At 63.1% G+C, this 24086-nt stretch carries 19 protein-coding genes; 12 read left to right on the forward strand and 7 right to left on the reverse strand.

Going from position 1 to position 24086, the window contains the following annotated elements:
* Nucleotides 1-341: 341 nt before the first annotated feature.
* The 3 genes from O3303_RS06740 to mtaB all read left to right on the forward strand — a co-directional run bounded on the left by O3303_RS06740 (nucleotide 342) and on the right by mtaB (nucleotide 4157).
* Nucleotides 342-2192: an LTA synthase family protein gene (locus O3303_RS06740; protein ID WP_269561302.1), complete on the forward strand. Its 1851-nt coding sequence runs from the start codon at nucleotides 342-344 to the stop codon at nucleotides 2190-2192.
* A 180-nt stretch (nucleotides 2193-2372) separates the two neighbouring features.
* Nucleotides 2373-2729 carry a hypothetical protein gene (locus tag O3303_RS06745; RefSeq protein ID WP_269561303.1) on the forward strand — a complete coding sequence of 119 codons (357 nt, stop codon included), beginning with the start codon at nucleotides 2373-2375 and terminating at the stop codon, nucleotides 2727-2729.
* Between the two features lie 81 nt (nucleotides 2730-2810).
* Nucleotides 2811-4157, forward strand: a complete 1347-nt coding sequence (gene mtaB / locus O3303_RS06750) for a tRNA (N(6)-L-threonylcarbamoyladenosine(37)-C(2))-methylthiotransferase MtaB (protein ID WP_269561885.1) — start codon at nucleotides 2811-2813, stop codon at nucleotides 4155-4157.
* Between the two features lie 131 nt (nucleotides 4158-4288).
* Here mtaB and O3303_RS06755 read toward each other — a convergent pair whose 3' ends face one another.
* A complete protein-coding gene (locus O3303_RS06755) occupies nucleotides 4289-4633 on the reverse strand; it encodes a hypothetical protein (RefSeq protein WP_269561304.1) in 345 nt (114 codons plus the stop codon).
* Between the two features lie 1492 nt (nucleotides 4634-6125).
* The gene (locus O3303_RS06760) at nucleotides 6126-7364 is read right to left on the reverse strand and encodes an ABC transporter permease (RefSeq protein WP_269561305.1); all 1239 of its coding nucleotides are present in this window, start codon (nucleotides 7362-7364) and stop codon (nucleotides 6126-6128) included.
* 236 nt (nucleotides 7365-7600) lie between these two features.
* Between O3303_RS06760 and O3303_RS06765 the strand changes: the two genes are divergently transcribed.
* Nucleotides 7601-8884: an asparagine synthetase B gene (locus tag O3303_RS06765; RefSeq protein WP_269561306.1), complete on the forward strand. Its 1284-nt coding sequence runs from the start codon at nucleotides 7601-7603 to the stop codon at nucleotides 8882-8884.
* An 81-nt stretch (nucleotides 8885-8965) separates the two neighbouring features.
* Here the strand turns inward: O3303_RS06765 and O3303_RS06770 are convergent, their stop codons facing one another.
* The 4 genes from O3303_RS06770 to lpxK form a co-directional block, all read right to left on the reverse strand.
* Nucleotides 8966-9427: a hypothetical protein gene (locus O3303_RS06770; RefSeq protein WP_269561307.1), complete on the reverse strand. Its 462-nt coding sequence runs from the start codon at nucleotides 9425-9427 to the stop codon at nucleotides 8966-8968.
* Nucleotides 9428-9503: 76 nt separating this feature from the next.
* Nucleotides 9504-10112 carry a MiaE family protein gene (locus tag O3303_RS06775; RefSeq protein WP_269561308.1) on the reverse strand — a complete coding sequence of 203 codons (609 nt, stop codon included), beginning with the start codon at nucleotides 10110-10112 and terminating at the stop codon, nucleotides 9504-9506.
* A 96-nt stretch (nucleotides 10113-10208) separates the two neighbouring features.
* Complete coding sequence (locus tag O3303_RS06780; protein WP_269561309.1) at nucleotides 10209-12146, reverse strand: putative porin; 1938 nt, start codon at nucleotides 12144-12146, stop codon at nucleotides 10209-10211.
* A gap of 22 nt (nucleotides 12147-12168) precedes the next feature.
* Complete coding sequence (gene lpxK, locus O3303_RS06785) at nucleotides 12169-13233, reverse strand: tetraacyldisaccharide 4'-kinase (protein WP_269561310.1); 1065 nt, start codon at nucleotides 13231-13233, stop codon at nucleotides 12169-12171.
* A gap of 189 nt (nucleotides 13234-13422) precedes the next feature.
* Here lpxK and O3303_RS06790 point away from each other — a divergent pair, with 189 nt between their 5' ends.
* The 5 genes from O3303_RS06790 (at nucleotide 13423) to O3303_RS06810 (ending at nucleotide 19245) form a co-directional block, all read left to right on the forward strand.
* Nucleotides 13423-14112, forward strand: coding sequence for a uracil-DNA glycosylase family protein (locus O3303_RS06790; protein WP_269561311.1), 690 nt, complete (start codon nucleotides 13423-13425; stop codon nucleotides 14110-14112).
* 205 nt (nucleotides 14113-14317) lie between these two features.
* Nucleotides 14318-15418 (forward strand): Nif3-like dinuclear metal center hexameric protein, encoded by a 1101-nt coding sequence (locus O3303_RS06795; RefSeq protein WP_269561312.1) that lies wholly within the window; start codon nucleotides 14318-14320, stop codon nucleotides 15416-15418.
* Entirely contained in the window at nucleotides 15408-16166 is a 759-nt protein-coding gene (locus O3303_RS06800; RefSeq protein ID WP_044017505.1) for a zinc ribbon domain-containing protein, read from the forward strand. The genes O3303_RS06795 and O3303_RS06800 overlap by 11 nt, the downstream gene beginning before the upstream one ends.
* A gap of 69 nt (nucleotides 16167-16235) precedes the next feature.
* The gene (locus O3303_RS06805) at nucleotides 16236-17759 is read left to right on the forward strand and encodes a tetratricopeptide repeat protein (RefSeq protein WP_269561313.1); all 1524 of its coding nucleotides are present in this window, start codon (nucleotides 16236-16238) and stop codon (nucleotides 17757-17759) included.
* 211 nt (nucleotides 17760-17970) lie between these two features.
* Nucleotides 17971-19245, forward strand: a complete 1275-nt coding sequence (locus O3303_RS06810; protein WP_269561314.1) for an anthranilate synthase component I family protein — start codon at nucleotides 17971-17973, stop codon at nucleotides 19243-19245.
* Between the two features lie 189 nt (nucleotides 19246-19434).
* On the opposite strand, the gene O3303_RS06815 is transcribed toward O3303_RS06810, so the two are convergent.
* Nucleotides 19435-20073 carry a chloramphenicol acetyltransferase gene (locus O3303_RS06815; protein WP_269561315.1) on the reverse strand — a complete coding sequence of 213 codons (639 nt, stop codon included), beginning with the start codon at nucleotides 20071-20073 and terminating at the stop codon, nucleotides 19435-19437.
* Between the two features lie 69 nt (nucleotides 20074-20142).
* On the opposite strand from O3303_RS06815, the gene O3303_RS06820 reads away from it, so the two are divergent.
* The 3 genes from O3303_RS06820 (at nucleotide 20143) to O3303_RS06830 (ending at nucleotide 24075) form a co-directional block, all read left to right on the forward strand.
* A complete protein-coding gene (locus O3303_RS06820; protein ID WP_269561316.1) occupies nucleotides 20143-20844 on the forward strand; it encodes an HAD family hydrolase in 702 nt (233 codons plus the stop codon).
* A 258-nt stretch (nucleotides 20845-21102) separates the two neighbouring features.
* Nucleotides 21103-22566: a tRNA (N6-isopentenyl adenosine(37)-C2)-methylthiotransferase MiaB gene (gene miaB / locus O3303_RS06825; RefSeq protein ID WP_269561317.1), complete on the forward strand. Its 1464-nt coding sequence runs from the start codon at nucleotides 21103-21105 to the stop codon at nucleotides 22564-22566.
* Between the two features lie 195 nt (nucleotides 22567-22761).
* A complete protein-coding gene (locus O3303_RS06830; RefSeq protein ID WP_269561318.1) occupies nucleotides 22762-24075 on the forward strand; it encodes a sigma-54 interaction domain-containing protein in 1314 nt (437 codons plus the stop codon).
* The last annotated feature ends 11 nt before the right edge of the window (nucleotides 24076-24086 follow it).

Consider the following 24086-nt stretch of genomic DNA (forward strand, 5'->3'; position numbering starts at 1 on the left):
TGGTGATACAAAGGTTACGGATTAAGCGTTGTTTTCCAAACCCACCCTTCGATTCGGGGTCATTAATTTTAAAAACACCGCATTTTACACACATACCCCCTTCCAAAAACAGACAACCGAAGGATTATCACTTTAAATCCTTGTTCACCCCCTGTTTTTACCAGGCCTATAGATAACACGCCAGCCAAGTAAGTACTCACTATCTATGCGTGGGCATTGGCTTACCGCCACGGAGCCGGCTTTGCCGGATGGCGGCGGCCGGCAACCGGCCGCCTGACGGATTCTGCCGGCAAATGTCCGGCGTTGCGGTGGGCATGCGGCGCAGGCGCTACCTTTGGGGCGTGAAAAACCGCTTTGCGTTTCAGTTGCGCTACTTCCTGTTCTGGCTGCTCTTCTTCTGCAGCACCCGGGCGCTATTTCTACTGTATCAGGCCGGCCAGACGGCCAGCCTGCCGGCGGGCACGGTGGCGGGCACCTTCGGCTACGGGCTGCGGCTGGATGCTTCGGCGGCGGCCTACCTGAGCGTGGTGCCGTTTGGGCTGCTGCTGGCTGGCAGCCTGCTAGGCCGGCGCCTACCCACCAACCGGCTGCTGCGCTTCTACACCGCCGTGATGGGCGTGGTAGTGGCCTTTCTGACGGTTGCCGACCTGGAGCTGTACCGCACCTGGGGCTTCCGCCTCGATGCCACGCCCCTGCAGTACCTGAACTCGCCGGTGGAAATGGCGGCCTCGGCCGGCAACGCGCCGCTGCTGCTGCTGCTGGGCCTGCTGGCGGGGCTGCTGCTGCTGGGCTGGCTCTTATATACGAAGGTGGTAGGCCGGCTGCCGGCACTGCCGGCCGGCTTCGGGCGCGGGCGGGCGGCGCTGGTGAGCGTGCTGTACACGGCGCTGCTGGTGGTGCCGCTGCGGGGCGGCGTGCAGCAGATTCCCATCAACCAGAGCGACGTGTACTTTGCCCGCCAGCCCTTCGCCAACCACGCGGCCGTCAACCTGCCCTGGAACGTGGTCAACTCGCTGACGCAGCGGGAAACCGACCCGGCCCGCTACCGTTTCCTGCCCGACAGCACGGCCCAACGGCTGGTGCGCCCGCTCTACACCTACACCGCCCCCGATACCGTGCGCCTGCTGCGCAACGCCCGGCCCAACGTCGTGTTCATCATCCTGGAGAGCTTCACGGGGAAGCTGGTGGCCAGCACCGGCGGCGAAGCCGGCGTGACGCCCAACCTCGACAGCCTGGCCCGCACCGGGGTGCTGTTCAACAACATCTACGCGGCCGGCGACCGGAGCCAGAAGGGGCTGGTGGCGCTGCTCTCCGGCTACCCCAGCCAGCCCACCTCGGGCGGCATCATCAAGTCGCCGCGCAAAACCGAGAAGCTGCCCCACCTGCGCCAAGCGCTGGGCCGGGTGGGCTACAGCTCCCACTATTATTATGGGGGCGAGCTGGCCTTTGCCAACATGAAAAGCTACTTGAGCGCCGCCGGCTACGATGCCTTCACGGAGCGCGAAAACTTCCCGCGCAGCCAGCAGAACTCGAAGTGGGGCGCCCACGACCACGTGCTGTTCGACCAAGTGCTGGCCGATCTGCGCACCCAGGCGCAGCCGTTCTTCGTGACGGCCTTCACGCTCAGCAGCCACGAGCCGTTTGAGATTCCTATTGCGCCGAAGTTCAAAGGCACCACCGAAACGGCGCTGTTCCGCAACTCGGTCTACTACACCGACTGGGCGCTGGGCCGCTTCCTGCAGGCCGCCCGCCAGCAGCCCTGGTACGACAACACGCTGCTGGTGCTCGTGGCCGACCACGGCCACACGCTGCCCGGCCACAGCGTGCCGGAGGAACCGGCCAAGTTTCGGATTCCGCTGGTGCTGGCCGGCGGCGCGCTGCGCCCCGAAGTGCGCGGCCAGGTGAGGGCCGACCTGGGCTCGCAGACCGACGTGGCCGCGACCCTGCTGGGCCAGCTGCAGCTGCCCGCCACCGACTACCATTGGAGCCGCAACCTGCTGCGCCCCGTGCAGGAGCCGTCGGCTTTCTACTGTTATACCGATGGTTTCGGCTTCATCACCCCCGCCGGTTTCCTGGCCTACGACAACGTGGCGCGGCAGCCGGTCATCCGCAGCCGCGGCGCCACGCAGCGGCAGGTGCAGCAGGGCCAGGCCTACGAGCAGCTGTCGTTTGCCGATTATCTGGGGAAGTGATGATGAGCTGGCAGTTGTTGGTTGTCAGTTGTCAGGTACTTGATGATCTACTGACTTACAACCTGACATTCCACTGCCGGCCAACCATTGCTAACCTGCAGCTTCGGCAACCATGAAGCTTATCCGTTCAGCGTATCAGACTAACAACTGACAACGACCAACCAACAACTCACTATCTGTATGCCCGAGCTGCTCTTTGTATACAATGCCAATGCCGGCTGGCTGAACGGGGTGCTCGACACGCTGCACAAGACCTTCTCGCCGGCCACCTACCCCTGCTCGCTGTGCGCCGTCACGTACGGGGCGCGCACGATGTACCCGGAGTGGCGGGCGTTTCTGGAGCGGCTGCCGGCCCAGGCCCAGTTTCTGCACCGCGACGAGCTGCGCCAGCAGTACCCGGAGCTGACGGACCAGGCGCTGCCGGCCATTTTCCGGCGGCAGTCGGCTGCCGAGGCCTGGCAGCCGCTGCTCACGGCAGAGCAGCTCCGGCCGCTGGATTTGTCCGCCCTGATGGCCGCCGTGGAGGCCCGGCTGTGAAACCTGCCGGCCCGTCGGCGGGTTATGGCTCACCCACTACTGGAAACCCGCAACTTCCGCCGTATCTTTGCCGCCTTGTTTATGGAAATGGAAACCAGAAAAGTCGCCTTTTACACGCTGGGCTGCAAGCTCAACTTCTCCGAAACGTCGGCCATTGGCCGGCAGTTTGAGGAGCACGGCTTCGTGAAAGCGGCCTTCGAGGACGCGGCCGACATCTACGTCATCAACACCTGCTCGGTCACGGACCACGCCGACCGCAAGTGCCGGAAGGTGGTGAAGGAGGCCCTCAAGCACAACCCTGAGGCCTTCGTAGCCATTGTGGGCTGCTACGCCCAGCTCAAGCCCCAGGAAATTGCCGAAATCCCCGGCGTGCACGCCGTGTTGGGCGCCGCCGAGAAGTTTCAGCTGGTAGAAACGCTGGCCGGCTTCCAGAAGCCGGCCGCCGGTGAGCCGGGGCGGGTATTCGCCTCCCCTATTTCCGAAGCCACCGAGTTTCACGCCGCCCACTCCTACGGCGACCGGACGCGCACCTTCCTGAAGGTGCAGGACGGCTGCGACTACTCGTGCTCGTTCTGCACCATTCCGCTGGCGCGCGGGGCCAGCCGCTCGGGCTCGGTGCAGAGCGTGGTGGAACGCGTGCAGAAGCTGGCCGAAACCGGCGTGAAGGAAATCGTGCTGACCGGCGTCAACCTCGGCGACTTCGGCCTGCAGGGCCCTGAGCGGGAGCGGCAGGAAGACTTCTTCGACTTGGTGCGGGCCCTGGATGAGGTGGAAGGCATCGAGCGGTTCCGCATCAGCAGCTGCGAGCCGAATCTGTTGTCCGACGAGATTATCCGGTTTGTGGCACAGTCGAAGCGGTTTATGCCGCACTTCCACATTCCGCTGCAGTCGGGCTCCAACAAGATTCTTGGCTTGATGCGCCGCCGCTACCGCCGCGAGCTATACGTGGAGCGGGTGCGCCTGATCAAGGAGGTGATGCCGCACGCCTGCATCGGCGTCGACGTCATCGTGGGCTTCCCCGGCGAAACGGAGGCCGATTTCCTGGAAACCTACCAGTTCCTGAACGAGCTGGACGTAAGCTATCTGCACGTATTCCCGTACTCGGAGCGCGAAAACACGCTGGCCCCCACCCTGCCCGGCCGCGTGCAGGACCGCCACCGCCACGAGCGCACCACCCAGCTGCGGGGCCTTTCGGAAAAGAAAAAGCGCCACTTCTACGAGCAGCATGTAGGCCTGGAAACGGCCGTGCTGTTCGAGGACGACGTGACCAACGGCCAGATGGAAGGCTTTACACCCAACTACATTCGCGTGACGGCCAAGTACGACCCGCTGCTGGTGGGCGAGTTGAAGCGCCTGCGCCTAACCGCCGTGACACCCCAGAACCTGATGGAAGCCGAGGAAATGGGCATCGAGGTGTTCCAGCACTAACATTACTGTAACGCGAAGTTCCACTTCGCGGGGCGTGCGCGCCGTTGGACGATGGGTCCTACGGCGACGTTTCAACGCTCCGCGAAGTGGAACTTCGCGTTACCAGTAAGCAGCACAGGCTGAGGCCGATGCTACATTTTTCGTTGCATCAAATCCAGCATCTGCTGCATCAGGCGCTGCTGGTCCTGCAGGTGCTGGTTGCGCAGCTCGGCCATAGCCAGCTGGTGGGCCATCTGCTGCGTGTAAAGAGCCGACTGCCACGCTGCCTCGGGAGCAACTGCCGGCGCCGGCGCCACAGCTGCTGCTGCCACAGGCGGCACTTCCGCGGCCGGGGCTGCCGCCGAAACAGGTGCGGGGGCTGCAACTGGCGCAACAGCCGGTACAGACTCCCAAACGAGCGTGGGAGCCGGAGTGGCTGCTGCTGGCGCGGGTGCTGGAGCAGCGGCTACGGGCGCGGCTGGGGCAACTGAGGCCACTGCAATTTCGGGGGCAGAGGAAGCCGGTGGCTGTACAGCCGGGCTGTAAGTATCAGTGGCACCGGGGGCAGCGGCGGCTGGCAGCGGTGCGACAGGTGCGGGACTATCCGTTATCAGCATGGAGCCAACACCCTGAAGTAGCCAATCTTTTGATACATTTGGGTACACTTCAAACACTTTACACAAAAGGTCAAAACCTGGCTTATTCCGCTCTTCAACAAGGTGTTGGATAACGGTGGCCGTCTTGTCAAGCGTATTAGCAAAGGCATTCTTACTTATACCCAAATGAGCAATAAGCTGTATGAATCTTTGCCCGACTGTTTCCTGTTCTACCATATACCCAAATGATTTTATACACAAATGTATATAAAATACCGGCAAGTGCAAGCCCAATTCTCGGCTCCGCCCCGCCGGCCCCCGCCGCAAGCAGGAGTTAATGAGCAACGAAAAAATTCTTCGAGCTGGAAACATGACAGGCGCGCAACCAGCGCACCCGCACCGGGTCAGCAGCCCAGAGGCCGCACCTTGCGGCGGCAACTCCGGCGGCCCCGCCGGCCGTGGGCGCCGGGCCCGGCCAAGCGCCTGTGCGGAAGCGTCGCCGCCCGCGTGTTGCCACCGTCTGATTTCCTCACGGCGCCTGTGCCTGTGCCTGACACGCCTATGCCCGCCTACTCACTGCGGGCATAGGCTGCGTTGCTTCAGCCGGCTGGCCGTGTGCGGGCGCTGCGCATCCCGGGAAACGCCTCGGCCTACCAGCCGGGCAACTACGAGCCCGCGGCGGCAGGCGCCATACACACGGCTTCAGCCGCCCCGCTGCAGGACTGCCCAACAGCCACCCAGGGTGTGTGGGCAATACGTTTTTTGCTGCTACAGAGAAACGGATGTTTCGCTTCGGACCTGATGCGCCACATGCCCTGCATGACCTCATGCGGCCGTCAGGACATACACTGCACGCCGGGCCTCCTGCTGCCTGCTCCCCCGCCCCTACCCGCGCGGCCGACGCCTGCTTCCGGTAAATAGCCGTCTGATGCGCTGCCTCTATCCCGGCTCCTGCCCCGACCCATAGCTGCGGGCGAACAGGCTGGCGGCACCAGGTTTCAGCATTTCCCTCAGGTGGTGGCCACCGTCGCCGGCGGGCCGGTCAGCTTCCCCGGGCGGCTCGGCGGCAACACCCTAATCAGCGGCTTTCCAAGCCCGGGGGCAGAGCAGCTGCAGCCGGCGGCCTAGTTGCGCTACAAACGAAACGGCAGCTTCGGCCAGCAGGAAAACGCGGCGCACTGGCGGCGCACTGGCGGCGCACTGGCGGCGCACTGGCGGCGGGCAGAGGCAGCAGCTGATGAAGGCAGATAGTGGCAACGGATAGCGACGGCAGCTGACGGAAAACAGTGGCGGCCAGCGGGTCGGAGCTGGTATGCGCCGCTCCCACAGCGGCGGCCGGGAGCAGCGGCCGAAGGGCCGACACTGGCATCGGCTACCGCCGGGCGCCCCGACCCTACTCGTAACGCAGGCTCTCGATGGGGTCGAGGGCGGCGGCTTTGCTGGCCGGATAGTAGCCGGAGGCCAAACCCACGGTGATGCAGATCACCAGGCCCAGCGACATCCAGAGCCACGGCACAATGAACGCGCCCTGCTCCATAAACAGCGTGAGCAGGTTGCCGCCGCCCACGCCCAGCACGATGCCCAGCACCCCGCCCATCACGCAAATCACAATGGCCTCGATGAGGAACTGCTGGCGGATCTGGCGGGCCGTAGCACCCAGCGCCTTCCGGATTCCGATTTCGCGGGTGCGCTCCGTCACCGACACCATCATGATGTTCATGAGGGCAATGCTGGCCCCGAGCAGCGTGATGAAGCCCACCAGAAAGCCGCCCACTTTCAGGCCGCCGCTCAGCTCATCGAGCTTGGCGGCCATGGAATCGGAGCGCTCCACCTCGAAGCTGTCTTCCTGGCCCAGCGCGTCGTGGCGCACGGCGCGCATGGTGCCGGTGGCCTGGCCCGTGAGGTAGGTAAGTTCCTCGGGACGGGTGGTGGCGGTTTTCACGTCGAAGGTGAGGGCGCGCTGCCGGGGCAGCTGGTTGCCGGTTTCCAGCGGAATCAGCACCATGCGGTCGGCGCCGCCGCCCTGGCCGCTGCTGCCGCTTTTCTCCAGCACGCCCACTATCTGAAAGCGCCGGCCCAGCAGGTACACGTACTTGTTGAGGCTGCTTTCCGAGGGGTAGAGCTTGTCTTTCACTTCCGAGCCGATGATGGCTACGTTGGTGCCGTTGTCGAGTTCCAGCGACGAGAAGGTGCGGCCCGTGCCCAGGGTATAGCTCTGGATCTGCAGGTAGTTTTCGTCGCCGGCCACCACCTGAATATTGGGGTTGGTTTTTTCGCCGTTGCCTTTCACTTCGGTAGCTCCGGAAATAAAGGCCGAAACCCCCACCTGCGCTTCGTCGCTGAGGGCCAGCTTATATTTCTTGGCCTGCAGCAAGGTAATGGGCGGATACACTTTGCCCTGCACCCCGCCCCGCCGGTAGCGGTTGCCGTAGCCCTTCGCCTTCATTTCAAAGGAGTTGGCGCCCAGGCTGGCAAACGTCTGGTTCAGGGAATACTTCATGGCATCGATGGCCGTGAGAATGCCCACCAGCGCCATGATGCCGATGCTCACGATCAGGGCCGTGAGGACGGTACGCAGCAGGTTGCTCTTAATGGAGCGAAACGCTTCCCGAATGTTTTCCAGCAGATCCATACATCGTCAAATTCCGGCCAATCTACGCATTTGCGGCGGGTTTTGCAGTGGCCCTTTTCCGGGCCGGCGGCAACGCAAAAACCGGCCGCCCGGCGCGGAACCGGAACCGCGGCGGCCCCGTTCTGGCTGGCGCGCCCGTTGCCGGGTGGGTGGCCGCGATTTTGCGCGGGTACCGCCAATGTTGAGTACCTTGAGCGGTGGTTGAACGCGGCCGGACGGCTTTATTTTCTTTGGCTATGATACACAGCAAACAACGATTCTGGGCCACGCTGCTGGTGCTGGTGTGCCTGCTGGCCGGGCCGGGCGCGGCCTGGGCCAACCAGGTGCTCATCCCGATGGACAACACCCAGAAAGAGCACCTCAAGGCCTACGGCATTGCCTACTGGCTGCTCGGCAAGCAGATTGAGGTCGACTGGCTGCTCAACTACCGCGGCGGCTCGTTTGCCTGCGAGGTGGCGCCCGGCGTGGAAAACGAACTGGCCGTGCGCGGCGTCACGTACCAGGTGATTTCCGGCGCCCAGTACAACGGCATCCTCTCCGAAATAGCCGACCCCAACGCCAACATGGACATCATGAAGCTGGAGAAGGTGCCCAAAATTGCGGTGTACACCCCCAAAGGCAAGCAGCCCTGGGACGACGCCGTGACGCTGGTGCTGGGCTACGCCGAAATCCCCTACGACCAGATCTACGACGACGACGTGCTCGACGGCAAGCTGCCCAAGTACGACTGGCTGCACCTGCACCACGAGGATTTTACGGGCGAGTACGGCAAGTTCTTCGCCCAGTACCGCAACCGGCCCTGGTATCAGCAGCAGCAGCGCGACTCAGAAGCTACGGCCAAGCGGCACGGCTTCGCCAAAGTCAGCCAGATGAAGGGCGCGGTGGTGGTGAAGATGCAGGAGTTTATTGCCGGCGGCGGCTTCCAGTTTGCCATGTGCTCGGCCACCGACACCTACGATATTGCCCTGGCCGGCCTGGGCGTGGACATGGTGGAAAACATGTACGACGGCGACGGCGCCGACCCCGCCGCGCAGAGCAAGCTCAACTTCAACCGTACGCTGGCCTTCCAGAACTTCCAGCTCGTGCGCGACCCATACCAGTACGAGTACAGCAACATCGACATGCAGCCCCAGGAGCGCGGCGTCTACGAAGACAACGACTACTTCCAGCTCTTCACATTCTCGGCCAAGTACGACCCGGTACCCACCATGCTCACCCAGGACCACGAGAAGACCATCAAGGGCTTTATGGGCCAGACCACGGCTTTCCGCAAGCAACTGGTGAAACCCGACGTGGTAGTGATGGGCGACAACAAGGCCTCGGGCGAAATCCGCTACATGCACGGCACGCTGGGCAAAGGCACTTGGACCTTCTATGGCGGCCACGACCCCGAAGATTACCAGCACCTGGTAGAGGAAGAGCCGACCGACCTGTCGCTGCACCCCAACTCGCCCGGCTACCGCCTTATCCTCAACAACGTGCTGTTCCCAGCCGCTAAAAAGAAGAAGCAAAAGACCTGAGTTGGCCGGCTACTAAACCATAAGAAAGCCCCGAACAGCAATCTGTTCGGGGCTTTCTTATGACTCTATTCTTGGTGAAACCTACTTGCTCAGCCGCACCATGCGCTGGGCTATTTCGGGCAGGTCGGCGGTTTTTTCGGGGTCTATGTCTGTGGTCAGCTGCACTACTACGGGCTGGCCTTTGGCCGTGCCGTAGAAGATGAGCTGGTAGGCCTCCCCGCCTTCGATGGCGTAGCTGAGGCGGTAGCCTTTGGCCGGCATATCGAGGATGAAACAATCAAAAGCCTGCTGCTCTGCTGGTTTATGCTTCTTTTTCTCCACTTTCACCATCGTCTCCACCACGGGCAGCAGCTGGCCGTGGTTCAGATAGAACCAGTTGAGCTGGTACCGTTCGCAGCGCACGGAATAGCTGCTTTCCGGTGTGCAGCCGGCGGGCACCACTATGTTCACGCCGCAAAAATTGATGGTGGCCGCCGGGGCCGCCGCTTGTGCCAAGCAGAAGCCAGGCAACACCCACAAAGCAAGCAGTAATAGTTTTTTCATCTCAGCGAAAACAACACAAATCAGGCCTAATATACCAGCCATTTCTTAGCCCACAAACTAAGGCCCGGCCGGTAGTCTAGTGCATCCGGTCGTCGCGCACGGGCAGGTTGGTCACGATTTCGCCTTCGATCTTCAGCAGCTCCTGCAGGCGCTCCTCTACCAGCTTCGGGTCGCAGTACTCCTTGGCCAGCTCCACGTAGCTCACGAAGTGGCCCGCTTCGGACACCATCAGCTCATAGTAGAACTTGCTCAACTCGGGGTCCGGAATGTGCTTCCAGAGCAGCTTGAACCGCTCGCAGCTGCGCGCCTCAATCAGGGCCGACACCAGCAGCTGGTCCATGAGCTGGCGCTCGCGGGCGCCGCCTTTGCGCACGTGCGCCAGCAGCTGCACCACGTACTCGTCGCGGCGCGGGCGGCCCAGGGCGTAGCCGCGCTTGCGCAGCTCCAGTAGCACCCGCTCGAAATGGCTCCACTCCTCGGCCACCAGGTCGGTCAGCTCATCCACGAGGCGGGTTTTCTCGGGGTAGTGGATGATCATGCTGATGCCCGTGCTGGCGGCTTTCTGCTCGCACCAGGCGTGGTCGACCAGAATATCCTCGATGTTTTTGCTGGCAATATCCACCCACCGCGGATCGGTGTTGAGCTTGAGCTTGAGGATGGTTTTTTCTCTTTCTGCAGGTTCCATTGTCGGATGGTTGAATGGCTGAATTATTAAACGGTTGAATGGCTGAATTGATAAACGGCCAGCCATTCAACCATTTCGCCATTCAACCATGTAACATCAATCAAAGAACTGCCACCGCAGCCCGAACTCGAAGCGGCGGGGCAGCCCGGTGTAGTAAGGCGTGGTGAAGTAGCCGTTGCGCAGCAGGCCCTGGTTGACGTAGGCCACCTTCAGAAACACCGCCACCGTTTTGATATCGCCGCTCAGAAACACGTCGGCCACGGCAAAGTTGCCGGCCGTGAAGTAGTTCTGCACGATAAACTGCTGGGTGCTGGGGCTGTAGTCGTAGGGCTTCCAAGTGGACTGGTAGTACACCTCAGCCCCGATCTGCCCGAACAGCGCCTTCTTGAACAGGTAGCCCTGGTAGTAGATTTTGCTGTTGGTGACGAGGGCCGGAATCCGCAGGCCTTCCTGGTCGCCGCCCTGGGTGCCGTGGGCCTGGTTGTCGAAATAGATATTGCCTACGTTGAAGCGGTGCCGCGCCGAAAGCGTCAGCAGGCGGCGGTCTTCGCTGAGCTGCGCCGGCTCGCCATAGGCCCCGTAGTACACCAGTGAGGTGATGTTGATGATGGCGCCCGAGGCCTCCAGGCGGTGCCGGCCCAGGGTCTGGTCGAGGCGGGCGGTGAGCTGGTTGACCTTGGTGTTGTCGAAGCTGTTGGTCCAGCGGTAGTGGTTGCCGTCGAACTGCTCCTGCGAAAGCGTGGGCGAATAGCTGGAGCTCAGCAGCTCGCCGGTGAGCGGGCCCAGCCGCGCCGCGCCGCGCAGCCAGTATTCCTGGTTGCGGTCGGGGTTTTCCACGTCGAGGGCAAACACCTCCCCGGCCGTTTCGATGGCGAAGATTTTGTAGTTGAAGTCGGCCGTGCCGCCCGCAAACACCTGGCTGTAGGTGTTGCCGTCGGCCGCGGCCGGCCGCAGCTGGCCCGTATCACCGATGCTGGGCACGCCCACCAGATGGCGCGTGGCCAGCGAGAGGCTGCGGTGCCGGGCATACAGCCGGTATTGCACGGTGGAGCTGCGGCCCAGCACGCCAAACGTGTTTTCCAGGCGCTGCGTCTCCGCCCGGTCGTCGGTACCGATGGTGCTCAGCAACGCCCGCGGGTAGTAGCTCGGCTGGTTGGTTCCCTGTACCAATTCCAGCTTAGTATCCTGAAAGCGGTTCGCCTGGCGGCGCCAGTCGATGACGTGGAACGCCGTGAGGCCACGGCCCACCAGCCGGTAGGAGTGCGCCAGCCGCAGCCCGTCGCGTTGTTCATTACTAAGCGCTGTAAACAACCAGGGGCGCTCGGCTCCATAATCGAAGAGCTGGCTGAGCGCAGTATCACGCTGGGCTACTGAAATAGTGGGACCGTTCTGCCGGATACCACCCTGTTCGACCGCACGGTGGCGTACATTATTGTAGTTGAAAAGCGCGTGGTAGCGTTCGTCGGTGCTTTCGAAGCGGGCAAAAAACAGAAAGTTACTGTGCTCTACCAGTGACCCTGGCCGGGCGTCAGTGGTGTAGAGCTTATTCGACGCAATCCGCTCGTAGGCGAGGCCCACGCTGGCTTTTTTGCTGATGCTGCGCGTGTACGACAGCTCAAACACCTGCTCGCCGTTGCCGCCCTGAATGAAGCGGAAGAACGTGTACGGCGACTTGGAATCGTAGTAAGGAATGGTGGCCGGGTCGCGGGCGTAGCGGTCGAAGGAGTTGCGGCCGAGACGGGCGCCCAGCTCCATATTCGGACGCCAGAGCAGCGGCCGGGCGGCCGTGCCCACGTGCCCCAGGTCCTGGTGGAAGGTGCTGTCGTGGTACCAGTTGCGGGCCGAGGGGAAGTTGGTGAGCGTGGTGTCAATGATGCGGCCTTCGGTCTGGTCGCGCAGCAGGTCGGCCTCGCGCAGCACGCGGGTAGTGCGGGCGCTGTAGAGCACTTTGGTGGAGTCGTCGAGCACCTGGGCCCGCCCAGTGGCCGCCCCGGCCAGTAACACCACGAGCAGCACCAGTAGCCGGATATTCATACGCAACGAAGACAATAGCGAGTCAGACAACAGCTTGGGGCTGAATGAAGGGTGACAGCAGCTGGCGCAGGCGGGCAGCGCCATCGGCCAGAAACTCCACGGTGATAGGAATGTAGAAAACGGGCAGGCGGGCTATTTCCGTATGCAGCGCGGGCGCCAGCAGCCGGGTGGCGTCTTTCTGCGTGGTAAAAATACAACGTCCGGGCCCGCAATGCGCGGCCACCGCCGCAATTTCCGCGGCCGTGAAGCTGTGGTGGTCAGCGAAGGCCGCGTGATGCACCACCCGGAAACCCGCCGCCGTGAGGTACTCCAGCAGCGGCCCGGGCTGGGCAATGCCCGTCAGGAGCACGATTTCCGGCCCGCCCGGGGCCGGCGGGGCCGCGCTGCCGGCCAGCGGCACCGGCGCGGCGTAGGCGTAAGTGGAAAACAGCACCGGCACCTCGGGCCGGGCGTAGCACCGGATGCGGCGCGTAATTTCCTGCTGCCGGGCATCGTTCAGGTTGGCGTCGCACTTAGTCACAATCACCACATTGGCGCGGCGGGCCCCGGCGCGGCTTTCGCGCAGGCGGCCGGCGGGCAGCACGTAGTCGTCGTAAAAAGGCCGATGCTGCTCGGTGAGCAGCACGCTGAAATCGGGCTGCACGCGGCGGTGCTGGTAGGCGTCGTCGAGCACCACCGCCCCCACCTGGGGCAGGGCAAACAGCTTGTTGAGGCCGGTCAGGCGGTCTTCACAGACGGCCACCGGCACAGCGCCGCCAAAATCCTGGTAATGCTGTAGCGGCTCGTCGCCGAAGGTTTCGGCGGTTTCCTGGACACTGCCGAGGCGGAAGCCGTGGGTACGGCGGCCGTAGCCGCGGCTCAGGATGGCCGGCTGCTGGCCCTGGCTAAGCAGTTCACGCACCAGCCAAGCCACGTGCGGCGTTTTGCCGGTGCCGCCCACCCGCAGGTTGCCCACGCTCAGCACCGGCCCCGGCCAGGCACTGCCGGACGACTTGCGCCCCGTGTCATACAGCCAGTTGCGCACGGCCATCACGCTGGCATAGAGCCAGCTGAAGGGCAGCAGCAACAGCGTCAGGAACGGGGGCATAGGCGGCAAAGGTAGCGCAGCAGGGCCTTGTGTGCCGTAGAGACGCAATATTTTGCGTCTCGTCGTTGCTGACGTTGTTTTTGCTGTCATTCCGAACGTCAGCTGTCATTCCAGGCAGCGCGAGGAATCTCGCCAGCGTGGCAAACAACGTCAGCAACGAAAAGACGCGAATACGCGTCTCTACAGGCCATGCCCGATACCTTCGCCCGCCGCCTGCTGCACCTGCTTACCACGTTTCCGCCGGCCCCTGCCCTGCCTGACGGAGTGCAGGCCTACAACCCCTATCAGGAGCCGGCCGTGGCGGCGCTGCTCACCCAGTTTGCGCAGAAATTCTACACCGATAACCAGCCGCGGGTGGCGCTGCTGGGCATCAACCCCGGCCGGTTTGGGGCGGGCCGCACCGGCGTGGCCTTCACCGATCCGGCCGCCCTCTCTGAGCACTGCCACATCCCCAACGACCAGCCACGTCACCCCGAGCTCAGCAGCCAGTTTGTGTACCAGGTAATAGCCGAGCTGGGCGGGCCGGCCGAATTCTACCGCCACTTCTACTTGGGCTCCCTCTATCCGCTGGTGCTGCTGCGCGACGGCAAAAACTACAACTACTACGACTCGCCGGCCCTGCAGCGGGCCCTGGAGCCCGAAATCCGGGTGGCGCTGCGGCGGCAGATAACCGAGCTGGGACTGGCCCGGCACGCCGCCGTCTGCCTGGGCCGCCGCAACGGACTGCTGTTCGAAAAGCTGAACCAGGAGCTGGCGCTCTTTGATAAGATTATTGTGCTGGACCATCCGCGCTACCTGATGCAGTACAAGCGCCGCGAGCTGGCCGAGCATGTGGCGCGCTATGCAGATGTGTTGCTTGAAGTAAAAATGGAGCGGTAAAAACGATGAATTGGAGCCAGCGGCGCAACTTGCGGCGCACGGGCGTTACTCCGGTCCGACGCCGGAGGCGTCCGACCGGTTGCCGCATGCTGACGTTGTAACGTCGTCGTTGACACGGCAACCAGTCGGACGCCTCCGGCGTCGGACCGGGAAGTTCTGGTAACAGCATTTTTAATTTTTAATTCTCAATTTTTAATTGACTCTCATGCCAACCGTTCAGGATCTGACCCGTGCGCTGGAAGCCGCGGCGCCCCTCGCCTACCAGGAATCCTACGACAACGCCGGCCTGCAGTGCGGCAACCCGCAGCAGGAAATCACCGGCGTGCTGATTGCGCTGGACTGCACGCCGGCTGTGGTGGACGAGGCCATCCGGCGGGGCTGCAACGTGGTGGTGGCCCATCACCCGCTGATTTTCAAGCCCCTCAAGCGCCTCACCGGAGCCAACGAAGTGGAGCAGACGCTGCTCAAAGCCATCCGGCACGACGTGGCGCTCTACGCCGCCCACACCAACCTCGACAACGTACGCCACGGCGTCAACCGCAAGCTGGCCGACAAGCTGGGCCTGCAGAACGTGCGCATCCTCGAGCCCAAAACCGGCCTGCTGGCCAAGCTGGTCACCTACGTGCCCGCCACCCACACCGAGGCCGTGCTGGCCGCCCTGTATGCCGCCGGCGCCGGCCAGATCGGCGACTACTCGGCGTGCAGCTTCCGCACCGATGGCACGTTTACGTTCACGCCCGGTCTGGGCACCAACCCGTTTGAGGGTAAGCCGGGACAGCCCCACACCGGGCCCGAGCAGCGCGTGGAGGTGCTGCTGCCGCTGCACCTGCAGCGGGCCGCCCTGCAGGCCTTGCGCAAGGCCCACCCCTACGAGGAAGTGGCCTACGAAATCATTCAGCTGGAAAACGAAAACCAGGAAGTGGGCGCCGGCATGGTGGGCGAGCTACCCGAGGCCCTGAGCCCGCAGGCGTTCCGGCAGCGCCTCAAAGACGCCCTCGGCGTGCCCATTGTGAAGCACACCGACTTCGACAAGACTATCAAGAAAGTGGCCATCTGTGGCGGGGCGGGCAGCTTCCTGATTGGCAAGGCCCGCGCCGCCGGCGCCGACGCCTACGTCACCGGCGACCTGAAATACCACGAATATTTCCTAGCGGAAGGCCAACTGCTGCTCTGCGACGTAGGACACTTTGAGAGCGAACAATTCACCGGCGAAATCTTCCGGGATTTGCTTACCGCCAAGTTTGGAAGTACTTTTGCGCTCTTCATTGCCGAGACCTACACCAACCCCGTCCGATATGACTGCTAAGACCGTCGCCACTGCCCCGGCCGATGCCCCCGTTGCCAGCAAGCTGGAAGCCCTGCTCAACCTGCAACGCATTGACTCGCAGCTCGACGAAATCCGGCGCGTGCGCGGCGATTTGCCCGAAGAAGTACGCGACCTGGAAGACGAAATTGCCGGCTACGAGGTACGCGTAAGCAAGTTCGACGAGGAAATCTCCGGCCTCAACGACCAGATCAAACAGCGCAAGCAGGCCGCCAAAGATGCCGACGGCCTGATCAAGCGCTACGAAGACCAGCAGCAGAACGTGCGCAACAACCGCGAGTACGAGGCTATTGCCAAGGAAATCGAGTTGCAGAAGCTGGAAATCCAGATTTCTGAAAAGAAAATCAAGGAGGCCCAGTACCAGATCGACATGAAGAATGTGGAGATTGGTGGCACCAAGCAGAAGCTGGAAGAGCGCAAGAAAGACCTTGAGAACAAGAAAGGCGAGCTGAACGTCATCGTAGGCGAAAGCGAAGCCGACGAGAAAAAGCTGCTGGATGAGCGCGAAGGCGCCAAGCAGCCCATCGAGGAGCGTCTCTACACCGCCTACACCCGCATCCGCGGCAACGTGCGCAACGGCCTGGCCGTGGTGACGGTGAAGCGCGACGCCTGCGGCGGCTGCTTCAACACGGTGCCCCCGCAGCGCCAGGCCGACATTATCGCCCACAAGAAAATCATCGTGTGCGAGCACTGCGGCCGGGTTCTGGCCGACGTGGAAGCCCGGGCGTAAGCGCTTTTTAGTTGAAAAATGCGAAAGGAACGGCCTTGTGTCGTTCCTTTTTCTTTTGCCTGAATGACGATGGTTTTTCTCGCTGAGGTTCTCCGAGGGGCACGCACAGATTCGCTGAGGCTGTTCTGGCTGTTGGCGCTGGCCTTCGCGCCCCTCCGCGCAGCCCTCAGCACACCACAGCGGGAGACAGCGCGCCCACCCGAAACCAGCAGCCTCACGGCGGTACAGGCCCGCGCCTACGCCGAGGTGCTGAAAATGCGCCCCGCCGCCGCCCGGGCCCAGCTGAAGGATGCTTCGGCCGGCACGCTGCTGGTGCTGGATGCGGCGGCCATTACGGAGCTGCTCGTCACGCAGGATGCCGGCCTGTACGAGGCCACCGTGGCGGGCCAGAACAAGCGCCTCGCGCAGCTGGAAAAAACGTTGGAGCGTGGCGCGCTGCCCGAATATGCCCGCGCCGAAATCCGGCTGCACCAGGCGGCGGCGCAGGTGGTGTTCGGGCACGAGGTGCAGGGCGCCTGGAGCTTGCGGCAGGCCTACCAGCAGATGGCGGCCGTGGTGCAGCGCTACCCTGCCTACCTGCCGGCCCGCAAAACGCTGGGGCTGATGCAGTTCTTTATTGGCTCGCTGCCGGAAGGCTACCGCTGGTTTCTGAAGCTACTGGGGCTGCCCGGCAGCGTGGAAGGCGGCCTGAGCAACCTGCGCGCCGCCGCCCGCCAGCCCAACGACTTCCAGCCCGAAGCCCGGATTCTGCTGGCGTTGGTGGAGGAAACCTACTATAAGAAGCCCGACGAAGGCCTGCAGCTCATCCACCAGCTGCACCAGCAGCAACCCGACAACCTGCTCTACGCCTACCTGCTCGTCAGCCTGCATAAAAAGCAGCACCACACCGAGGCCGCGCTGGCCGCCTACCGCGCCCGCCCCACCGGCGCGGGCTACGTAGCCCTGCCCTACCTGCGCCACATGGCCGCCGACCTGCTGCTCTACCAGGGCGAGTATGCCGCTTCCCGCCGAGAAAACGAGCTGTTTCTGCAGCAGTACAAAGGCCAGCACTACCGCAAAGACGCTTGGTTCAAGCTCTACCTGGCCGCCTGGCTGAGCGGCGATGCGCCGGCCGCGGAGCGCTACCGCCGGCAGATTGACGCGGGCGGCCGCACCGTGGTGGAGGAAGACACCTACGCCCAGCGCTTTGTGGAGGGCCGGCTGCCGCTCAACCCGCTGCTCACCCGGGCCCGCCTGCAGATTGACGGCGGCTACTACCGCGAGGCCCTGGCCACGCTGGCCGGGTTCCGCAGTACCGCCGCCACGCCTCTGCGCGACCGGCTGGAAGACCCCTACCGCCGGGCCCGCGCCTGGCACCTGCTCGGCCGCCCCGACTCGGCGCGGCTGCTCTACGCCCGCACCATTGCGCTGGCCGGCAACGCGCCCTACTACTTCGCGCCCCAGGCGGCGCTACAGCTCGGCTACCTGTATCAGCTGGAAGGCCAGCGCAACACGGCCCGCGTGTATTTCCGCAAGGCCCTGAGCTACCCGAAGCATGAGTACAAGAACAGCACCGACACCAAGGCCAAGCTGGCGCTGAAGGAGCTGGAATAACGCTTTCCGAAGGACCGGGCCAGGTCCCTGGCCCCGAAAAGCTGGCCCCGGTCTACGCCGACGTAGTCGGCAAGACCGGCGGCCGGCCCACCGCCCCGGTCTCCGACCGGAGGGCGCGCAGCGGCCAGCCGGCACCGCGCAGTATCGGCCCGCCCGCCCGCTGTTCCCGGGGACGCGCACACCCACGCCGCCGGCCCTGTATCTTTGCGTCGTGCTGTCTATTCCCCTTACTGAGCTTCCAGCTGATTTCCGGGCCCGCGCCCTGCGCTGGGCCGCGCAGTTTCCGCACTGTGCCTACTTCGAGCCCAACGGCCAGGCCTACCCCGAAGGCCCCTTCGACCAGCTGCTGGGCGTAGCGCCCGCCGCGCCCGATGCGCCCCGCACCCTGGACGAGCTGCGCCAATGGCTGCCGCGCCCCCAGGATGGCGCCCCGCGCCTGGGATTCCTCACCTACGACCTCAAAAACGAAATCGAAGACCTGCACAGCAACAATCCATCAGGCCTCAGCTGGCCGCCGCTGCACTTCTTCTACCCGCAAACCTGGCTGATCTGGCGGCCGGATACACTGGAACTGCACGGCCACACGCACGGCGTGCTGGAAGCTATTCTGGTTACGGAGCTACCGAATTGGCCTGCGCCCGCCGTGCCCGCTTTCACGCCCCGCATGCCCAAGACCGACTACCTGCGGGCCGTGGAAGCCGTGCGCGAAGACATTCTCAACGGTGAAGTGTATGAGCTGAACCTGTGCCAAGAGTTCTACGCCGAAGGCGTGCAGCTGGACCCGGTGGATGTGTTTTTGCGCCTCAACGCGGCCTCGCCGGCACCGTTTGCGGGTTTCTTCCGGCACGAAAACCACTTTCTGCTGTGCGCCTCGCCCGAGCGGTTTCTGGCCCACTCCGCGCCGGTTATCGTCTCCCAGCCCATCAAAGGCACCATCCGGCGCGGCAACACGCCCGCCGAAGACGAGCAGCAGCGCCTTACGCTGCTCCACGACGAAAAAGAGCGCGCCGAAAACCTGATGATCGTGGACCTGGTGCGCAACGACCTGGCCCGCGTGGCGGAAACCGGCACCGTGCAGGTGCCCGAGCTGTTCGGCCTCTACCCGTTCCGGCACGTCTGGCAGATGATTTCGACGGTTACCGCCGAACTGCGCCCAGGCGTGGACCTCCCAGACGTGCTGCGCGCCACCTTCCCGATGGGTTCGATGACCGGCGCGCCGAAAATCCGGGCCATGCAGCTCATCGAGCACTACGAAACCGCCCGGCGCGGTCTCTACAGCGGCAGCATCGGCTACGCCTGGCCCGACGGCGCGTTCGAGTTCAACGTCGTCATCCGCAGCCTGCAATACCGTCCCGACACCGGCTACCTCAGCTTCCAGGTCGGCTCAGCCATCACCTACGACTCCGACCCGGAGCGCGAGTACGCGGAGTGCCTGCTCAAAGCCCGCGCCATCCTGGACGTGCTGGGCGCGGTGGTAGCGGAGTAGCGGGTTGGTGGGCTGGTGGATTGAACGTCATGCTGAGCGAAGCGAAGCATCTCGCCCGCCAAACTAACCCCAATCGTCAGGCTCCCCCTCTCTGAAGGAGAGGGGGCCGGGGGGGGTGAGGCGACTCGCCAGAACGAAGCGGTAGAGATGCTTCGACAAGCTCAGCATGACGTTCAATCCACCAATCCACTACCCCACCAACCCACCCAACCGCCGCTCGAACTCCTGCAGGAACAGCCCGACGTGGTAGCCGTCGGCCAGGGCGTGGTGCACGTTCACCGAGACCGACATGTAGGTGGCACCGTTTTCCTCATAGAGCTGGCCGAAGGAGATTTTGGGGCAGCTGTCGGGGTGCGAGAAGCTGCGGGCGTGGGTGAGGCCGCTGAAGCGCACCCACGGAATGGCCGAGCAATGCAGCACGTCTGCGCGGGCGGTGGTGCCGCTCAGGCGCAAGCCGGTGCTAGCCTGCACGGCGGCTATTTCCGCCTGGGCTGAGGCTATAAACGTGGCCAGGTCGGGGTTCTGTTCGATGAAGGAGAAGGAAAACGTGTGGTCGGGGCGGCCGAGGGTGGCCGAAACGTGCACCGCCTCATACTGGTACACCTGCCCGTCTTCGATGCGGGTGCGGAACTCGGGCACGGCATTAGCCGCCTGCGCGGCGTGGTGCAGGTAGTACAGGAAAAACGACACGCCCAGCCGCTTGGCCTCCGCCTGGGCGCCGGTGCAGTTCACGGGGGCTACCAGTCCAAAAAACGGCTCCTCAAACTGGGAGAAGAAGGCAAAATGCTCGCGGCGGTTCCAAGTGGCCTGGTTGATCAGCTGTTTCATGGCCGGCAAGTTCGGTAACTTTGCTGGCTCTCCGGGCCGGTGGCGCGGGTTGAAAGCCCTTTCTCGCCCATGGCCGCTCCCTTGCTCATTGCCTTCGACGCCGACGACACGCTCTGGCCCAACCAGCCCCACTTCGACCAGGTGGAAGCCCGACTGTTCGAAATTATGGCCCACTGCGGCGACGCCGCGCACATCAGCCGGCACCTCAACGACGTGCAGCGCCGCAACATGCAGCTGTTCGGCTACGGCGCCAAGTCGTTTATGCTCTCTATGATTGAAACCGCCATCCAGCTCACCAACGGCAACGTGCGCGGCTCCGATATTCAGGAAATTCTCGACATGGGCAAGGACCTGCTGCGCTACCCCATCGAGCCCCTGCCCGGCGTGGTGGAGGTGGTAACGGAGCTGCGCCAGCGCGGCCACCGCCTGCTGGTGCTCACCAAAGGCGACCTGTTCGACCAGGAAAGCAAGATTGCCCGCTCCGGCCTCGGCGACCTGTTCGACCACGTGGAGGTGGTCAGCGAGAAAAACGAAGCCACCTACCAGCGCCTGCTAACCCGCTATAGCGCCTCCGCCGACAAATTTGTGATGATCGGCAACTCCCTGAAATCCGACATCCTGCCTGTAGCGCGGCTGGGCCTGCGCGCCGTGCACGTCCCCTATCACGCCAACTGGATTTTCGAGCACGTGGAGCCAGAGCAGCTGGCTGGCCTGGCGTTTCACACCGTGCAGGACGTACGCGAGGTGCTGGCGTATCTGGATCTGGGGTGATGAGGTGATAGGGTGAGAAGGCTAAAAGAACGTCATGCTGAGCTTGCCGAAGCATCTCGCGTGCTGATGTTGTGATACTATTCAGCTGTCAGCACGCGAGATACTTCGGCAAGCTCAGCATGACGTTCTATCACTCCCCCAATTCACCACGCCACAAACCCACTAATCCAGCTCCTGCCATTCTGTCATTTTAGCCCCAAAAAGCCTACCTTTGGCCTCCACTGAACCGTGAAGCTGACGCCGCCGAGGCCTTTTTCCATGTCCCAACCGCTGATTACGCTCGACTTTCTCGACACGCCTACCCTGCCCACGCCCGCCGTGGATGCCACCACCCATGCCCACGAGCCCTCCGGCGAGGTGCGCGTGAGTGCGGCCACCCGCACCGGCCAGGGCCGCAAGCTCTACATCGAGAGCTACGGCTGCCAGATGAACTTTTCGGACTCGGAAATCGTGTCCAGCATCCTGTTTGAGCAGGGTTTCGATACCACCGACGACCTGGCCAGCGCCGACCTCGTGCTGCTCAACACCTGCTCCATCCGCGAGAAGGCCGAGCAGACCGTGCGCATGCGCCTCTCCCAGATCAACAGCTACAAAAAGCGCCGGCCCGGGATGCTGGTGGGCGTACTGGGCTGCATGGCCGAGCGCCTGAAAAGTAAGTTTCTGGAAGAGGAAAAGCTGGTGGACCTGGTAGTGGGCCCCGACGCCTACCGCGACCTGCCCCAGCTTATTCAGCAGGTAGACGGCGGCCAGAAAGCCGTGAACGTGCTGCTGAGCCGCGAGGAAACCTACGCTGACATCACGCCGGTACGCCTGAACTCCAACGGCATCACGGCCTTCATCAGCATCATGCGCGGCTGCGACAACATGTGCTCGTTCTGCGTGGTGCCCTTCACCCGCGGCCGCGAGCGGAGCCGCGACGCCCACAGCATCGTGCGCGAGGCCCATGATTTGGTAGCTGCTGGCTACAAGGAAGTTACCCTGCTCGGTCAGAACGTGGACTCCTATAAGTGGGCCAGCGAAGACGGCCAGGAGCACGTCAACTTTGCGCAGCTGCTGGAGCGCGTGGCCCTAGTGAGCCCGGAGCTGCGGGTGCGCTTCTCCACCTCGCACCCCAAGGACATTACGGATGAAGTGCTGCACACTATGGCGCGCTACGACAACATCTGCAAATACATCCATCTGCCGGCCCAGAGCGGCAACTCGCGCGTGCTGGCTTTGATGAACCGCACCTACGACCGGCCCTGGTACGAGGAACGCGTGCAGGCCATCCGCCGCATCCTCGGCGACGACTGCGCCATCAGCACCGACATGATTGCGGGATTCTGCTCGGAAACCGAGGAAGAGCACCAGGACACGCTCAGCCTCATCGACTGGGTGCAGTACGACATGGCCTTCATGTTCTTCTACTCGGAGCGCCCCGGCACGCTGGCCGCCCGCAAGCTCCAGGACGATGTGCCGCTGGACGTGAAAAAGCGCCGTCTGCAGGAAATCATTGATTTGCAGCAGAAAAGCAGCGCCGCCCGCAACCAGAAGGCCGTTGGCAAAATGCACCGGGTGCTGGTCGAGAATTTCTCCAAGCGCAGCGACGAGCACCTCAGCGGCCGCAACAGCCAGAACCAGGTCGTCATATTCCCCAAAAAGCACTACCAGAAAGGTGACTACGTGAACGTATTCGTGCACACCGGCACCGGCGGATCGCTCTTGGGGGATTCGGTAGACTAGACATGTCTGTCATCCTGAGCTTGCGAAGGATCTTATCAGGACTGCATACCAGCCGAACATTTCTGACTTCTTGTAGAACGATTCCTGTTCACGCGTGATAGGATCCTTCGCAAGCGCACGATGACGGATTTTCTTTCGTCCGATTAGAAATAAACTACCCTAGCTTTTCGTCTACCCTACGAAAACCCTCCCGACTTGACACCTTCCGAAATACAAAGCATCAAACAACGGTTCGGCATCATCGGCAATGCGCCGTCGCTGAACTACGCCATTCAGGTGGCCACGCAGGTAGCGCCCACCGACATGACGGTGCTGATAACGGGCGAAAGCGGCTCCGGTAAAGAGTCGTTTTCCAAGATTATCCATGCCCTGTCGCCGCGCAAGCACGGGCAGTTCATTGCCATCAACTGCGGCGCCATCCCAGAAGGGACCATCGACTCGGAGCTGTTTGGGCACGAAAAGGGCTCGTTTACCGGCGCCCAAGAAGCCCGCAAAGGCTACTTTGAGGTGACCAACGGCGGCACTATTTTCCTCGATGAGATTGGCGAGATGCCGCTCGGCACCCAGGCCCGGCTGCTGCGCGTGCTCGAAAACGGCGAGTTTATCCGGGTAGGCAGCAGCAAGGTGCAGAAGACCGATGTGCGGGTAGTGGCCGCCACCAACGTGAATCTGCTCGACGCCGTGCGTGAAGGCCGCTTCCGCGAAGACCTCTACTATCGCCTGAATACGGTGCCGATTACGGTTCCACCATTGCGTGAGCGGGGCGATGATATCTACTTATTGTTCAGAAAGTTTACTACTGATTTTTCTGACCGTTACCGCGTCAAGCCGATTACGCTAACGCCCGAGGCGGTGCAGGAATTGCAGCGGTTTCGCTTCCCCGGCAACATCCGCCAGCTCAAGAACGTGGCCGAGCAGCTGTCGGTGCTGGAGACGGACCGCGAGATTGATATGCGCCGCCTGCGCCAGTACCTGCCCGCCGAGCAGGCCAGCCAGCTGCCCATGCTATTGCACGCCGCCGGCCCCGACGCGGCCGGCAGCGGCTACTCGGAGCGCGACCTGCTCTACAAGGTGCTCTTCGACATGCGCCGCGACATGACCGACCTCAAGAAGCTGGTGCTGGAAATGGCCGCCGGCCAGCGCCCGCAGGACTCGCAGGAATTGCTGCGCCAGAACAGCCACCTGTTCACCAACCTCAACGCCGCCCCCTACGACGGCGGCGCCCGCCCCCTGCGGCAGCCCTCACCCGATGGCGGCGCCACTGAGTACATCCTCACCCCCGGTCAGCTTGATGACGCCACCGACTACGAGGACGAGGTGCAGCGGGTAGAGGACATTCCGCACGAAACGGAGGAAGAAACCCTCTCGCTGGAAGCCAAGGAGAAGGAAATGATTCTCAAAGCCCTGAAAAAGCACCACAACAAGCGCAAATACGCCGCCCACGACCTGGGCATCTCGGAGCGCACTCTCTACCGCAAACTCAAGCAGTATGATCTGGAAAACGCGTAGTCTGGAGCGGC

Origin of the sequence: Hymenobacter canadensis (assembly GCF_027359925.1) — a bacterium.
In the GTDB taxonomy this organism is placed as follows: Bacteria; Bacteroidota; Bacteroidia; order Cytophagales; family Hymenobacteraceae; genus Hymenobacter; species Hymenobacter canadensis.